The organism is Terrabacter aeriphilus (assembly GCF_039542985.1).
In the GTDB taxonomy this organism is placed as follows: Bacteria; Actinomycetota; Actinomycetes; order Actinomycetales; family Dermatophilaceae; genus Terrabacter; species Terrabacter aeriphilus.
Genome location: NZ_BAABIW010000028.1, coordinates 59,698 through 72,430, shown reverse-complemented (window position 1 = coordinate 72,430; position 12,733 = coordinate 59,698). Strand labels below are relative to the sequence as shown.

General features: G+C 75.7%; 14 protein-coding genes. 6 read left to right on the top strand and 8 right to left on the bottom strand.

Features of this window, described 5'->3' with window-relative positions; translation table 11 throughout:
- The first annotated feature begins 97 nt into the window (after positions 1-97).
- The gene (locus ABD979_RS18865; protein ID WP_345509064.1) at positions 98-685 is read left to right on the top strand and encodes an HdeD family acid-resistance protein; all 588 of its coding nucleotides are present in this window, start codon (positions 98-100) and stop codon (positions 683-685) included.
- Between the two features lie 89 nt (positions 686-774).
- Here the strand turns inward: ABD979_RS18865 and ABD979_RS18860 are convergent, their stop codons facing one another.
- The 4 genes from ABD979_RS18860 to ABD979_RS18845 are packed head-to-tail and all read right to left on the bottom strand — an operon-like array spanning position 775 to position 4,302.
- Positions 775-1,389, bottom strand: coding sequence for a response regulator (locus tag ABD979_RS18860; protein ID WP_345509063.1), 615 nt, complete (start codon positions 1,387-1,389; stop codon positions 775-777).
- Positions 1,386-2,513 (bottom strand): sensor histidine kinase, encoded by a 1,128-nt coding sequence (locus tag ABD979_RS18855; protein WP_345509062.1) that lies wholly within the window; start codon positions 2,511-2,513, stop codon positions 1,386-1,388. The genes ABD979_RS18860 and ABD979_RS18855 overlap by 4 nt, the downstream gene beginning before the upstream one ends.
- Entirely contained in the window at positions 2,510-3,256 is a 747-nt protein-coding gene (locus ABD979_RS18850) for an ABC transporter permease (RefSeq protein WP_345509061.1), read from the bottom strand. Before ABD979_RS18850 ends, ABD979_RS18855 begins: the two co-directional genes overlap by 4 nt.
- Positions 3,253-4,302 (bottom strand): ABC transporter ATP-binding protein, encoded by a 1,050-nt coding sequence (locus tag ABD979_RS18845; RefSeq protein WP_345509060.1) that lies wholly within the window; start codon positions 4,300-4,302, stop codon positions 3,253-3,255. Before ABD979_RS18845 ends, ABD979_RS18850 begins: the two co-directional genes overlap by 4 nt.
- Before the next feature lie 101 nt (positions 4,303-4,403).
- Between ABD979_RS18845 and ABD979_RS18840 the strand changes: the two genes are divergently transcribed.
- From ABD979_RS18840 to ABD979_RS18820, 5 genes are read left to right on the top strand one after another with little or no spacing between them, the layout of a single operon-like run.
- Positions 4,404-4,850, top strand: a complete 447-nt coding sequence (locus ABD979_RS18840) for a hypothetical protein (protein ID WP_345509059.1) — start codon at positions 4,404-4,406, stop codon at positions 4,848-4,850.
- Between the two features lie 45 nt (positions 4,851-4,895).
- Positions 4,896-5,288 carry a lycopene cyclase domain-containing protein gene (locus ABD979_RS18835; protein ID WP_345509058.1) on the top strand — a complete coding sequence of 131 codons (393 nt, stop codon included), beginning with the start codon at positions 4,896-4,898 and terminating at the stop codon, positions 5,286-5,288.
- The gene (locus ABD979_RS18830) at positions 5,281-5,646 is read left to right on the top strand and encodes a lycopene cyclase domain-containing protein (RefSeq protein ID WP_345509057.1); all 366 of its coding nucleotides are present in this window, start codon (positions 5,281-5,283) and stop codon (positions 5,644-5,646) included. The genes ABD979_RS18835 and ABD979_RS18830 overlap by 8 nt, the downstream gene beginning before the upstream one ends.
- Complete coding sequence (locus ABD979_RS18825) at positions 5,643-6,461, top strand: class I SAM-dependent methyltransferase (RefSeq protein WP_345509056.1); 819 nt, start codon at positions 5,643-5,645, stop codon at positions 6,459-6,461. Before ABD979_RS18830 ends, ABD979_RS18825 begins: the two co-directional genes overlap by 4 nt.
- Positions 6,458-8,068, top strand: a complete 1,611-nt coding sequence (locus ABD979_RS18820; RefSeq protein ID WP_345509055.1) for an FAD-dependent oxidoreductase — start codon at positions 6,458-6,460, stop codon at positions 8,066-8,068. The genes ABD979_RS18825 and ABD979_RS18820 overlap by 4 nt, the downstream gene beginning before the upstream one ends.
- Here ABD979_RS18820 and ABD979_RS18815 read toward each other — a convergent pair.
- Genes ABD979_RS18815 through ABD979_RS18800 form a run of 4 tightly spaced genes read right to left on the bottom strand, consistent with a single transcriptional unit; the run spans position 8,062 to position 12,693 of the window.
- Positions 8,062-9,075: a Rieske (2Fe-2S) protein gene (locus ABD979_RS18815; RefSeq protein ID WP_345509054.1), complete on the bottom strand. Its 1,014-nt coding sequence runs from the start codon at positions 9,073-9,075 to the stop codon at positions 8,062-8,064. The two genes, ABD979_RS18820 and ABD979_RS18815, sit on opposite strands and share 7 nt — an antisense overlap.
- Positions 9,072-9,974 carry a phytoene/squalene synthase family protein gene (locus tag ABD979_RS18810; RefSeq protein ID WP_345509053.1) on the bottom strand — a complete coding sequence of 301 codons (903 nt, stop codon included), beginning with the start codon at positions 9,972-9,974 and terminating at the stop codon, positions 9,072-9,074. The genes ABD979_RS18815 and ABD979_RS18810 overlap by 4 nt, the downstream gene beginning before the upstream one ends.
- Entirely contained in the window at positions 9,971-11,488 is a 1,518-nt protein-coding gene (gene crtI / locus ABD979_RS18805) for a phytoene desaturase family protein (protein ID WP_345509052.1), read from the bottom strand. Before crtI ends, ABD979_RS18810 begins: the two co-directional genes overlap by 4 nt.
- Positions 11,485-12,693 (bottom strand): polyprenyl synthetase family protein, encoded by a 1,209-nt coding sequence (locus tag ABD979_RS18800; protein ID WP_345509051.1) that lies wholly within the window; start codon positions 12,691-12,693, stop codon positions 11,485-11,487. Before ABD979_RS18800 ends, crtI begins: the two co-directional genes overlap by 4 nt.
- Positions 12,694-12,733 lie beyond the last annotated feature (40 nt).

Below are 12,733 nucleotides of genomic sequence, written 5' to 3'. Positions count from 1 at the left end.
GGACGCCGGGCCGTCTCGCCGAAAGCCCGGCGCGGGCGCACGCCGCGCAGCAGACTGGTCACGTCGCCGTGGGGCCCGCGCATCGTCAGGAGGAGCCATGTCCAGCACCGTCTCCCGTCCGCCCGCCGCCGACCACGCCTGGACCGGCCCGCTCGTCGGCCTCGGCGTGCTCTCCGTCGTGCTCGGCGTGCTCGTGCTCGCCTGGCCCAAGGCGACCCTGCTCGTCGTCGCGGTCGTCTTCGGCCTGCAGCTCATCGTCGTCGGCGCCGTCCGCAGCGCGACGAGCCGCCTGCTGCCGAGCGACCCGGGCTGGCTGCGACCCGTCTCGATCGTGCTCGGCGCGCTGACGATCGTGGCCGGCGTCATCTGCCTCTTCCGCCCGGGCACCTCGCTCGTCGTCATCGCCATCTTCATCGCGGCCGGCTGGATCGCCGAGGGAGTGGCGGCCATCGCGCAGGGCACCGGGTCGGAGCGGACGACCGGCGCGCGGGTCTTCCTGCTCGTCAGCGGCGTCGTCGCCGTGCTCGCCGGGCTCGTCGTCGCGATCTTCCCCGGCTCGTCGCTCGTGCTGCTGACCCGCCTCTCGGGCATCATGCTCATCCTCATCGGAGCGGCCGAGCTCGTCGCGGCGTTCATGGCCCGCCGGGCGGTCGCCGCCGCCACCCCGCCCGGCCGCCACCGCTGAGGCGGGCCCACCGAGGAGGCCCACCGGCACCCGGCTGCGTGGAAGGTCGCACCCCCTAGAGGGGGACCGACCTTCCACGAACCGACGGCTCAGAGCCAGCCGCGCTCCTGGGCCACCCGCGCGGCCTCGGCCCGCGTCGACGTGCCGGTCTTGCCGATCGCCGAGCTGAGGTGGTTGCGCACCGTGCCGGGCGAGAGGTGCACGACGCCCGCGATGGTGGCGACCGTGCCGCCGCGCAGGGCCACGCCGAGCACCTCGCGCTCGCGGTCGGTGAGCGGGTTCGCGCCGTCGACGAGCGACTCCGTGGCGAGCGACGGGTCGACGACCCGCAGCCCGGCGTGCACGCGGCGCACCGCCTCGGCCAGCTGCCGCGCCGGCGTGTCCTTGACGACGAAGCCCGAGGCGCCCGCCTCGAGGGCCCGGCGCAGGTAGCCCGGCCGCCCGAACGTCGTCACGACGAGCACGCGCACCCCCGGCAGCGAGGAGCGCACGGCGGCCGCGGCAGCGATGCCGTCCATGCCGGGCATCTCGATGTCGAGCAGGCACACGTCGGCGCCCGACGTCAGCGCCGCGTCGACCACCTCGTCGCCCCGCCCCACCTCGGCCACGACCTCTAGGTCGGGCTCGAGCGCGAGCAGCGCCGCGAGCGCCCCGCGCACGAGGGCCTGGTCGTCGGCGAGCAGCACCTTGATCGTCTCGCTCACAGCGTGACCTCCAGCACGGTTCCGTGTCCCTCGGGGCCCGTGGCGATCGCGATCCGGCCGCCTGCGGCCTCGACCCTCTCACGCAGACCCCGGATGCCGTTCCCCTCCGGCCGCTCGCCGAGCCCCCGCCCGTCGTCGCGCACCACGAGGCGGTTCGACGCGAGCTCGACCCAGCAGGCATCGGCGTCGCTGTGGCGCACGACGTTCGTCGTCGCCTCGCGCAGCACCCACGCGAGCACGGTGCGGTGGCGCGGGTCGACGGCGCTCGGGTCGTCGGGCACGTGGCCCTCGATGCCGGCACCCGAGAGCGCCGTGCGCGCCGAGGCGAGCTCGTCACCGAGGCGCGCCACGCGCAGGCCGCCGACGGTGGCCCGGATCTCGGCGAGCGCCTGGCGGCTGAGGGCCTGGATCTCGGCGAGCTCGGCCTTGGCACGCTCGGGGTCGAGGTCGACGAGCCGCTCGGCGAGCTCGGCCTTGACGGTGACGACGGTGAGGGAGTGGCCGAGCACGTCGTGCACGTCGCGGGCCACGCGCTCGCGCTCCTCGACGATGGCGAGGTCGCGCGACAGCCGCTCGTACTCCTCGCCCCGGTCGGAGACGACGCGGACGCCGCCGGTCATGACCCCGACGGCGAAGACGATGATCGCCACGCTCCACGTGCCCTCGCCCGGGTCGGTGACGACGGCGGCCGCGCCGGCCACGAAGGTCGCCACGACGCCCACGCCGATCGCCGCGGGGATCGGCAGGGCGAACATCGCGAACGCGACGACGAACGGCAGGAAGCCGAGGCTGTTCGCGCCGATGATGAGGGCCGACCCGACGGTGCACGCGAGCAGCAGGGCGAGGATCCCGACCGCGCGCCGCGTCGTCGCGGGCTGCCGGCCGAGGCGCTCGAGGTGCGTGGAGCCGACGACGTAGGTCACCGCGAAGACGACGACGAGCGCCAGGCCGACGACGACCTGCCAGACGGGGCGCGGGGTGCCGACGAGGGCGATGACCGGGAAGACGAGGAAGACGAGCCAGACCCCGCGCACGACCCAGCCGTAGCGCTCCCAGGGGTTGCGCCCTGCGCCCTCGGGCGCCCGGTCGGCGCTCGGGGCATCCGGGGCGGAGGTCTGCGTCACTGGCGCTCCCGACCGCGGCGCACGAGGAGGACGGCGAGCGTGCCGAAGATCGTCAGCCACGCGACGACGTTGAGCACCGGCACCCAGAGCGGGTCGTGCGAGCCGTCGGCGAGGTAGCCCTCCGTCAGCGGGTAGCGCGCCAGGGCGGCGTAGCCGTAGAGGGGCGTGAACTTCGCGAACGTCAGGATCGCGCCCGAGAGCGGGATGAAGAGGTTGCCGAGGAAGGCGAAGATCACCATCGAGCCGCTCGCCGCGCCGACGGCGGCCTCGGAGCGGAACGCGGTGCCGACGAGCAGGCCGTAGACGGCGAAGACGGAGGAGCCGACGAGGCAGAGCAGCGCGCTCAGCGCCCAGGCCTGCCCGGAGCCCCGCGCGCCGGTGGCGGCGCCGAGGGTGAAGGTGAGCAGGATCGGCACGGCGGCGACCGTCATGGCGATGAGCGCCTTCATCGCGATGTACGACGAGTCGGCGAGCGGCGTCAGGCCGAGCTGGCGCCCCCATCCCTGCTGCCGTTCCACCGCCGCGTTGCCCCCGATGCTCGTCGTGGCCGTCACCGCCCCGTAGGCGGCCATGCTGATCATGACGTACATGGCGACGTTGCCGTTGCCGATGCTCTCGCCCTTGGCGTCGACCGTCGCGCCGAAGACGAGGAAGAAGAAGGCGGGCAGCACGGCGGTGAAGAACATGCCGGTCCAGTCCCGGGTGATCCGTCGCATCTCGAGCAGCGTGAAGGTGGCGTTCATCGGACGAGCTCCTTGGCATCGGTGCCAGCAGTGGCGTCAGTGGGGTGGGTGGAGCCGGCGGACCCGGCTGAACCAGGGCCTGCGGCGTCGCGGTCGTCGCCGGTCAGGGCCATGAAGGCCTGCTCGAGACCGGCCGTGACGATCTCGAGGTCGGTGCCGCCGAGCTCGAGGAGCAGCAGGCGCGCGACGGCGTCGGAGTCCGTGGCCGAGAGGACGACGCGGGCGCCGCGCTCCTCGACGTCGCGCACGCCCTCGAGCGTGCGCAGCAGGCGCACCGACTCGGCGACCGAGCCGGCCGGCAGCGTCGCCGACACGGTGCGGCCGCTCGCCCGGGAGCGGATCTCGGCCGTCGTGCCGTCGGCGACGACGCGGCCGCCCGCGACGAGCACGATGCGGTCGGCGAAGGCGTCGGCCTCCTCGAGGTAGTGCGTGGCGAAGACGACGGTGCGGCGGCCGGCCGCGGCGTCCTCGTGCATGGTGTCCCAGAAGGCGCGGCGGGCGGTGACGTCCATGCCGGCGGTCGGCTCGTCGAGCACGAGCAGCCGCGGGTCGGGCAGCAGGGCGAGCGCGAAGCGGAGCCGCTGCTGCTCACCGCCGGAGCACTTCGACACGCGGCGGTCGGCGAGCGACCTCAGCCCCGCGCGGTCGATGACCTCCTCGACGGGGGCCGTCGACGCATACGTCGAGGCGATCATCCGCACCGTCTCGCGCACCGTGAGGTCACGCAGCAGGCCACCGGTCTGCAGCACCGCGCTGACGTCGCCGGCGACGACGGCCTCGCGCGGGGGCCGGCCGAAGACCCGGGCGCTGCCCGACGTCGGCTCGGTGAGGCCGAGCACCATGTCGAGGGTGGTCGTCTTGCCCGCGCCGTTCGGCCCGAGGAAGGCGACGACCTCGCCGGGCTCGATGCGCAGGTCCATGCCGGCGACCGCGCGGACGGTGACGTCCTGCGAGCCGCGGCGCGGGGCGAAGGTCTTGACGAGGGAGCTCAGCTCGATCGCCGGCGCCCCCGAGGCGGCGGCGGTCGGGGCGGGTGTCGTGGTCATGGCCCCTACTGTGCCGCCGGAGGGCCGCGCGCAGCAGCGGCAGGCGTCACGAACCGCGGGTGACAGGTGTCACGGGTGCCGCGACACGACAGACTTGGCCCATGGCGACCTTCACGATCCGGCTCGACCCGCCCCTGACCGCGCCCGAGGCGTGGCGCCGCATCCTCGACCTGCACGGGCACACAGCGGTCATCCCGCTCACGACGGTCACCGGCGCGGCCATGACGGCCGACGCACTTGTCGAGGGTTCGCGCTTCGTCGCCCGCACGGGTGTCGGGCCGCTCGCCTTCGACGACGTCATGGTCGTCGACGAGATCACGCAGCCCTCGGTCGACGGCCCGGGGCGTGCGCGGATCCGCAAGGAGGGCAAGGTGGTCCGCGGTTCGATCGACGTCGCCGTGATGCCGCAGGCATCGGGCTCACGGGTCGAGTGGTCGCAGCAGATCGGGGTGCGCGGGGTGCCGCGCGTGCTCGACCCGGTCGTCGCGCAGGTTGCCCGGCTGGCGTACGGCACCGCGCTCAAGCGGCTGCTCGCCCGGCGAGGTTAGGCTGGCGACAGGCCCGGCCCCGGTGACCAGCGGAGGACCAACGCGGTGGATCGCTTCCAGTACCTGCTCCTCATGCTGGCCTGCCTCGCCGTGACCCTGCCGCTCGAGTTCGTGCTCGGTGCTCGCGTCTACCGCCGTCCCGGGCTGCTGCTGACCGCCCTGCTGCCCGTCGTCGTGCTCTTCTCGGCGTGGGACCTGCTCGGCATCCACCGTGGGCACTGGAGCTACAACCCGGCCTACGTCACCGGCCTGCAGCTGCCGGGCTCGATGCCGGTCGAGGAGCTCGTCTTCTTCGTCGTCGTGCCGATCTGCGGGCTGCTCACCTACGGCGCGGTCGGGCAGGTGCTCGCCCGGGTGCGCCGCCTGCGCCACCGGTCCGGCGTCCCCCGCGCCGACTCCGGCGGCGCCGCGACGCACGAGCGGGTCGGCGATGCCTGAGTACACCGTGCTCGCGGTGCTCGCCGTGCTCGCCACCGTCGGGCTCGAGCGGTGGTCGGGCACGGGGGTCTTCCGCACCCTGCAGTTCTGGCTCAGCATGACGATCGTCTTCGCCTTCCAGGTGCTCGTCGACGGCTGGCTGACCAAGCTCTCCGCCCCGATCGTGCTCTACGCGCCCGAGCACTTCCTCGGCGTGCGCTGGCCGTGGGACGTGCCGATCGAGGACTACCTCTTCGGCTTCGCCATGGTGGCGAGCGTCATCGTCCTCTTCGAGCGCGCGCGCCGGCGGCGCGCGGCGCGCCAGACGGGCCACGGCGACGCGGACCGCCCCGAACCCCTGCCCCAGGAGCACCCGTGACCGACACCCAGCCGGCCAGGGAGGCCGTGCCCGAGGCCTTCGACGACGTCGCGGACCGCTACGACCTCATGGTGGGACTGAGCCCCGGCTACCACCGCCAGCTGCGCTCCTCGGCGACGCTGCTCGTCGACGCCGTCCGCGCGTCGACCGCCGGCACCGACCCGCCCGAACCCCCCGGACCCACCGACCCCGCAGGGCCCGAGCTGCCCCGGCACTACCTCGACCTCGGTTGCGGCTCCGGCGCGTCGACCGCCGCGCTCGTGCGGGCCGCCCTCGCCGGCGACGAGGACGGCGCAGCCCGTCCCCTCGTGCTGGGCGTCGACGGCTCGGCGGGCATGCTCGCGAGCGCCCGCACCAAGCGCTGGCCCGACGGCGTCTCGTTCGCGCAGGGCCGGGCCGAGGCGCTCGCCGACCAGCCGGAGCTCGGGCCCGCTCGGCGAGCCGGCGGCCTCGACGGCGTGCTCGCGGCCTACCTCGTGCGCAACGTGCCCGACCGCGACGCGGTGCTGCGCTCGATCCGCCAGGAGCTGCGCCCCGGTGGGGTGCTCGTCGTGCACGACTACTCGGTGCGCGGCCGGCCGGTCTCCACGCTCGTGTGGACCCTCGTCTGCTGGGGCGTCATCATCCCGCTCGGCTGGCTCACCTCGCGCCGCACCGGCCTCTACCGCTACCTCTGGCGCAGCGTGCTGCGGATGGACTCCACCGCCGAGCTCGAGCAGCGCCTGCGCCGGGCCGGCTTCGAGCAGGTGCGCACCGTGCCGGTGGGCGGCTGGCAGCGCGGCCAGGTGCACCGGGTCGTCGGGCGCGCCCCGTGAGCTGGCGGCCGGGGCTCGACCCCCGCGCCGTGCGCCACCCCGCCACCCCGGCACCCGGACCCGAGGCCCGCCCCGGCGAGTCCGGCCGGGCGCTCGTCGTGGGCGGCGGCATCGCGGGCCTCACCGCCGCGACCGGCCTCGCGGAGCGCGGCGTCGACGTCGTGCTCGTCGAGCGCGAGGCGACCCTCGGTGGGCGCGTGCGTTCGTGGCCGGTCACGCCCACGGGTCCGGACCCCACCGAGCCCGCCGCTCCGTCCGGCGTGACGATGAGCCGCGGCTTCCACGCCTTCTTCCGCCAGTACTACAACCTGCGCGCGCTGCTGCGCCGCGCCGACCCCGGGCTCGAGCGGCTGGTGGCGGTGCCCGACTACCCGCTCACGCTCGCCGGCGGCCCGACCGACTCGTTCGCCGGCATCCCGCGCACCCCGCCGCTCTCGATCGCCGCCTTCGTCGCGCGCAGCCCGAGCTTCCCGCTCTCGGCCCTGCGGCGGGTCGACGTCGGCGCGGCCCTCGGCCTGCTCGACGTGCGCTTCCCCGACATCTGGTCGGAGCTCGACGGCGTGAGCGCCGCCGAGGTGCTCGACCGGCTGCGCTTCCCCGAGCAGGCGCGTCACCTCGCCCTCGAGGTCTTCGCCCGCAGCTTCTTCGCCGACCCGCGCGACTTCTCCGGCGCCGAGCTCGTCGCGATGTTCCACACCTACTTCACCGGCTCCGCCGAGGGGCTGCTCTTCGACGTGCCCGACGACGACTACGACACCGCCCTGTGGCGCCCGCTCGCGGCCCACCTCGGCCGGCTCGGCGTCGAGCTGCGCACCGGCACGTCGGTGACGGGGCTCGAGAGCACGCCGGACGGCATCCGGGCCGGGCTCGACGACGGCGGCTCGCTCGTCGTCGACGACGTCGTGCTCGCCACCGACCGCGCGACGCTCCAGCGCCTCGTCGCCGACGCACCCTGGCTCGGCGAGCCGGCGTGGCGCGCGTCGGTCGCCGCCCAGCGCACCGCCCCACCCTTCGCGGTGTGGCGCCTCTGGCTGGACCGCCCTGCCGCAGCGGGCAGTCCGCTCTTCCTCGGCACGAGCGGCCACGGCCCGCTCGACAATGTCACGTTCGTCGACCGGATGGAGGCCGGGGCCGCCGCGTGGTCGCGGTCCTCGGGCGGTTGCGTCGTCGAGCTGCACGCGTATGCCGTCACCCCCGGCACCGACGAGCGCTCGCTCCGTGACGAGCTGCGCCACCAGCTCCACGTCCTGCACCCCGAGCTGGCCGGCGCCGGCGTGCTCCACGAGGAGTGGCTGCTCTCGCAGGACTGCCCGCTCGCGGGCACCGACCCGTGGGCCGGGCGCCCGGGCGTCACGACCCCCGACCCCCGGGTCGTGCTCGCCGGCGACGGCATCCGCTGCGCGCTGCCCGTCGCCCTCATGGAGCGCGCCGCGACCACCGGCTGGCTCGCCGCGAACGCCCTGCTCGCGCGCCGCGGGCTGCCGGGCCACGACCTCTGGACCGTGCCCCTGGAGGGTCGCGGACGGGCCGTCGCCCACGCGCTGCGCGGCCTGCTCGGTGCGGGCACGCCTGGGACCCCCGCGACTCCCGTCGGGGCGCGTCAGTAGCCGACGGTCTCGCCACGGTCGCGCAGCAGCCAGCGCCGCTCGGCGTAGGCGAGGTCGTCGACCCAGAGCCGGCGCGCCGTCGACGCGACGGCCGGCCGCAGCAGCGGCGAGAGGGCGCGCGCCACCGCGAAGCCGCGCCGGTCCGAGTGCGCGATCGTCGCCTCGGTGACGACGGTCGTCGGCCGGCCGTGCCGGTCGTGGCCGACGAGCGTGGCGTGCGTCTCGACGACGCTGCCGGTCCCCTCGCCCTCGACGATCGTCATGACGATGGTGCGGGAGTCGGGGCAGCTGAACGTGGCCCGCACCGGCACGGCATACCTGCGCGTCACCCGGAAGGCGACGTCGACGACGAGCCGGTCGTCGGTGGACGCGGCGTCGTCGACGGTGAGGTGGCTGAAGGCGTAGGGGTGGTACCACGTGCCGTGCCAGGGGTCGAGGCGGTTCGCGACGACGTCGCTCGGCTCGCACGTGCCGCGCAGGGTCACGACCGTGGCGAACGACGCCGCGCCCGGCGGCCGCACCGGGAGCGCGGGCGCGTCGGTGGGCTCCTCGCCCTCGGTGGGCAGCCGGACCCAGAGCAGCACGCCGTCGTCGAGGGCGGGGAAGGTGAGCCAGTCGCGGCGCGCGCCCGGCTCGAGCGCGAGCCCGTGCCAGCGGCAGAACACCGCGCCGTGCATGACCTCGCAGTCGTCGAGCAGCGCGCCGAGGTGCGGGCACGTGCCCGGCCCCGCGAGCAGGTCGCCGTCGGCGCCGCGCCACAGCACGACCTCGCGGCCCCCGACGGTGCGCACGACCGAGCGGTCCGCGCCGACGTCGGTCGAGGCGCCCACGACGTGCCAGCCGCCGGCGTCTCGCCCCCGGGCGTCGTCGAACGACCGCCGGATGCGGCCCGGCCGTGCCTCGCGCCACGTGCCGGCGAGCCGGTCGCGGGGCACCTCCGGCAGCCGGCGCAGCGGGTTGGGGCTGCGGCGGCGCGGCGGCTGCGGACCGGAGTGGAGGTACGTCATGCGGTCGCCTCCCCGGGGTGGCCGGGGCCGAGCACGAGCACGCGCGCCGAGAGGGCCGCCTTGCGCCACGTCGGCACCCGCGCCCGGCCGCTCCACACGTCGTAGTCGCGGGCCTCGATGCGCTCGAGGATGCGGGAGTAGAGCGTGCGCGCCGCCCCGACGCACCGCGCCGACGCCCCCGGGAGCAGCGGTATGCCGGCGTCCGCCTCGTCGTAGAGGGCGCGGTTGCGCTCGAGCTCGAAGCGCATCAGCTCGCGCCACTGCGGGGTCACGGTGCGCGCGTGCGGGTCGGCGCCGTAGCGGCGGAGGTCCGCCTGCGGCACGTAGACGCGGCCGCGGTCGAGGTCCTCGCCGACGTCGCGCAGGAAGTTCGTCAGCTGGAATGCAAGCCCGAGCGAGCGGGCCGGGGCGAGCGCCTCGGCCGAGCGCGGCCGCAGGACGGGCAGCATCATCTCGCCGATGACGGCCGCCGACCCGTCCATGTAGGCCAGCAGGTCGTCCCACGTCTCGTAGGTCGACTGGGTGAGGTCGAGGGCCATGGCACCGAAGAAGCGTTCGAAGCACTCGTCGGGGATCGCGCACGCGCGCACGCTGTGCCCGATCGCGGCGAGCACGGGGTCGGCCGTCGGGGCACCGGCCACCACCTCGCCGAAGTCGTCCTGGAGCCCGCGGAGCCGCTGCGCCGTCGCCGCCGCCCGGTCGGGGGTGGTGGCGCCGGCGTCGTCGACGATGTCGTCGGCGAGGCGGCAGAGGGCGTAGACGGCATACACGTGCCGGCGGCGCTCGGGGGGCAGCAGGAGCGTGCCCCAGTAGTAGGTGGTGCCGTGCTCGCGGGTGATCCGGGCGCAGCGCCGGTAGCCCTCGGTGAGCAGCGCGTCGGCGGTCGCGGCGGCCGTCATCGCCGGCCCCCGCGCGCCCGGCCCGCCGCACCTGCCGCGCCCCCACGTCCCGGCAGGTAGGCGTCGACCCGGTCGGCCGCGAGCTTGCCGCTGACGAGCACCATCGGCACCCCGACCCCCGGCACGGTGCCCGAGCCCGCGAAGACGAGGCCCGGCACGCGGCGGTCGAGGTTGCCGGGGCGAAACGGGCCGGTCTGGCGGAAGGTGTGGGCGAGGGCGAAGGGCGTGCCGCGGTGCATGCCGAGGCGCTCCCACTCCAGGGGCGTCACGAGCTCCTCGGCCACGACGTCGGTCGGGTAGCCGTTCGCCCCGAGGAAGGCGTGCAGCCGCTCGCGCATCGGCCCCCGCTCGCGCGCCCAGTCGACGCGGCCGTCGAGGTTGGGCACGGGCTCGAGCACGTAGAGCACCGAGCTGCCCGCGGGGGCGAGCGTCGGGTCGCTCAGGGTCGGCACCGTGACGAGCCGCGAAGGGTCGGGCATGAGCCGCTGGTCGTCGATGAGCGCGCGGAAGGCGCCGTCCCAGTCGGAGCCGAAGTGGATGTTGTGGTGGCTCGTGCCCGGCTCGGGCGTGCCCGTCGCGCCGACGTGCCAGACCACGGCCGAGGGCGAGTACGTGCCGGTGCGCACGACGCGCGGCGCCGTGAGCTGCGGCAGCAGGTGCTCGTACGCGGTGGGCAGGTCGAGCGTGCAGACGACGGCGTCGGCCCGCAGCCGCTCACCCGACTCGAGCTCGACGCCGGCCACGGCCCCGCGCCGGTCGAGCACGAGCCGGGTCACCGTCTCGCCGAACCGCAGGTCCGCGCCGGCCTTGGCGGCCGCGGTCGCGAGCGCGGCCGGCACGGCGTCCATGCCGCCCTCGGGCCACCAGACGCCCTCGATGCTGTCCATGTAGGTGATGACGGCGTAGAGGGCGAGCGCGCTCTCGGGCGACAGGCCGGCATACAGGGCCTGGAAGGAGAAGAGCCGGTGCAGGCGCTCGTCGCGGAACCACTCGCGGATGACCGGCCCGAGGCGCCGGAAGCCGCCGAGGCGCACGAGCCGGGCGGCCGCGCGCGGCGAGCGCGCGAGGTCGAGCGGGCTGTCGAAGTTGGCGTCGATGAAGTGCGGCATCTCGACGCGGTAGAGGCGCCGCAGCCAGTCGACGAAGTCGACGAAGGCCGCGGCGTCGACGCTGCCGCACGTGTCGGCGATCTCCTGGCGCATGGCCTCGACGCCGTGGCGCACCATGATCTGGCTGCCGTCGTCGAAGCGCGCGCGGTAGGCGGGGTCGAGCAGGCGCATCGGGAGCGCGTCGTGGAGCGAGGTGCCCGCGGCCGCGAGCGCCTCGCCGACGAGGTCGGGCATCGTCATGACGGTCGGACCGGTGTCGAAGGTGAAGCCGTCCCGCTGCAGGCGCAGGCCGCGCCCGCCGGGGGCGTCGTGGCGCTCGACGAGGGTGACGTCGTGACCCCGGCCGACGAGGTGGCACGCGGCCGCGAGGCCCGAGAGGCCCGCCCCGATGACGACGACACTCATGAGTCGCGCCAGCCGATCGCCCGCGCGAGCGCGACGAGCTCGTCGACGGCGCCCGGGTCGAGGTCGGCGCGCGCGAGGGCCGCGCACGCGAGGTCGACCTCCGAGGCGATGCGCCGCTCGGTGCGCTCGAGCACCCCGGCCTCACGCATCGCCTCCTGGAGCAGGGGCACGGCCTCGGGGGTCACGGTGGCGTGCGGGCCGAGGTGGCGCGCGACGAGGTCGGCGGGCAGGGCGCGCTGCGCCTCGGCGAGCAGCACCGTCGGCTTGCCGGAGAGCAGGTCGTCGCCGACGGGCTTGCCCGTGCGCGCGGGGTCGCCCCAGATGCCGAGGATGTCGTCGCGCAGGGCGAAGGCCTCGCCGACGTGGCGGCCGTAGTCGTCGAGGGCCTCGAGCGCGCCCGGGGGCGCGGGCTCGGGGTCACGCCCGGGCTCGCGCTCGGGCGAGGGGACGGAGGTGGAGCCGGCTCCGGCGGCGAGCGCGCCGAGGCACAGCGGTCGCTGCACGGTGTAGGCGCCCGACTTGAGCATCGCCACGAGGCGGGCCCGCTCGAGGTCGCGGCGGCGGGCCGCGGCGCCGGTCACGTCGAGCAGCTGGCCCTGCACCAGCTCGCGCAGCATGTCGGCCCAGGCGCGGCGCAGGGGTGGGCTGCACGAGGCGGCGAGGTGCCACGCCTCCGTCAGCGCGAGGTCCCCGTAGAGGATGGCGACGCTGTCGCCGAACAGCTCCGGGTCGCCGAGCGCGTCGGCCCGCACGTGCGCCCGGGCCGCCTCGACGTGGGTCGTCGGGCGGCCGCGCCGTGAGTCCGACCGGTCCATGACGTCGTCGTGCACGAGCGCGAAGAGGTGCACGAGCTCGAGCGCCGCGCAGAGCGCGACGAGCTCGTCGCGGCCGCCGCTCCCGCCGCGCTCAGGGCCCCGCGCGGCCACCCAGCCCCAGTGGCACATGACCGGCCGGAGCCGCTTGCCCGTGGCCGGCAGCAGCCAGTCGCGCAGCAGCTCCGGCAGGTCGGGGGCGATGACGTCGGCGGGCTCGGGCGAGCGGGCCCGCCAGTCCTCGACGAGCCGGTCGCACACCTCACCGAGGAGGGCGTCGGTGTCGGCGAGGGTGCGGGCGAGGTGTCGCGGGTCGTCGGCGCCCGGCCGCGGGACGTCGGCCCGCGCAGGGCTGCGCCGACCGGTCGGGCGCGTGGAGACGTCGGACGTCATGCCACCGACAGGTGGGCAGCGGGGCAGGGGCTCGGCGACA

Excerpts from the sequence above, each read along its gene's own strand:
- ABD979_RS18850 (WP_345509061.1), bottom strand. The coding sequence starts at position 3,256 with ATGAACGCCACCTTCACGCTGCTCGAGATGCGACGGATCACCCGGGAC.
- crtI (WP_345509052.1), bottom strand. The coding sequence starts at position 11,488 with ATGAGTGTCGTCGTCATCGGGGCGGGCCTCTCGGGCCTCGCGGCCGCG.
- ABD979_RS18810 (WP_345509053.1), bottom strand. The coding sequence starts at position 9,974 with ATGACGGCCGCCGCGACCGCCGACGCGCTGCTCACCGAGGGCTACCGG.
- ABD979_RS18845 (WP_345509060.1), bottom strand. The coding sequence starts at position 4,302 with ATGACCACGACACCCGCCCCGACCGCCGCCGCCTCGGGGGCGCCGGCG.
- ABD979_RS18830 (WP_345509057.1), top strand. The coding sequence starts at position 5,281 with ATGCCTGAGTACACCGTGCTCGCGGTGCTCGCCGTGCTCGCCACCGTC.
- ABD979_RS18840 (WP_345509059.1), top strand. The coding sequence starts at position 4,404 with ATGGCGACCTTCACGATCCGGCTCGACCCGCCCCTGACCGCGCCCGAG.
- ABD979_RS18865 (WP_345509064.1), top strand. The coding sequence starts at position 98 with ATGTCCAGCACCGTCTCCCGTCCGCCCGCCGCCGACCACGCCTGGACC.
- ABD979_RS18800 (WP_345509051.1), bottom strand. The coding sequence starts at position 12,693 with ATGACGTCCGACGTCTCCACGCGCCCGACCGGTCGGCGCAGCCCTGCG.
- ABD979_RS18815 (WP_345509054.1), bottom strand. The coding sequence starts at position 9,075 with ATGACGTACCTCCACTCCGGTCCGCAGCCGCCGCGCCGCCGCAGCCCC.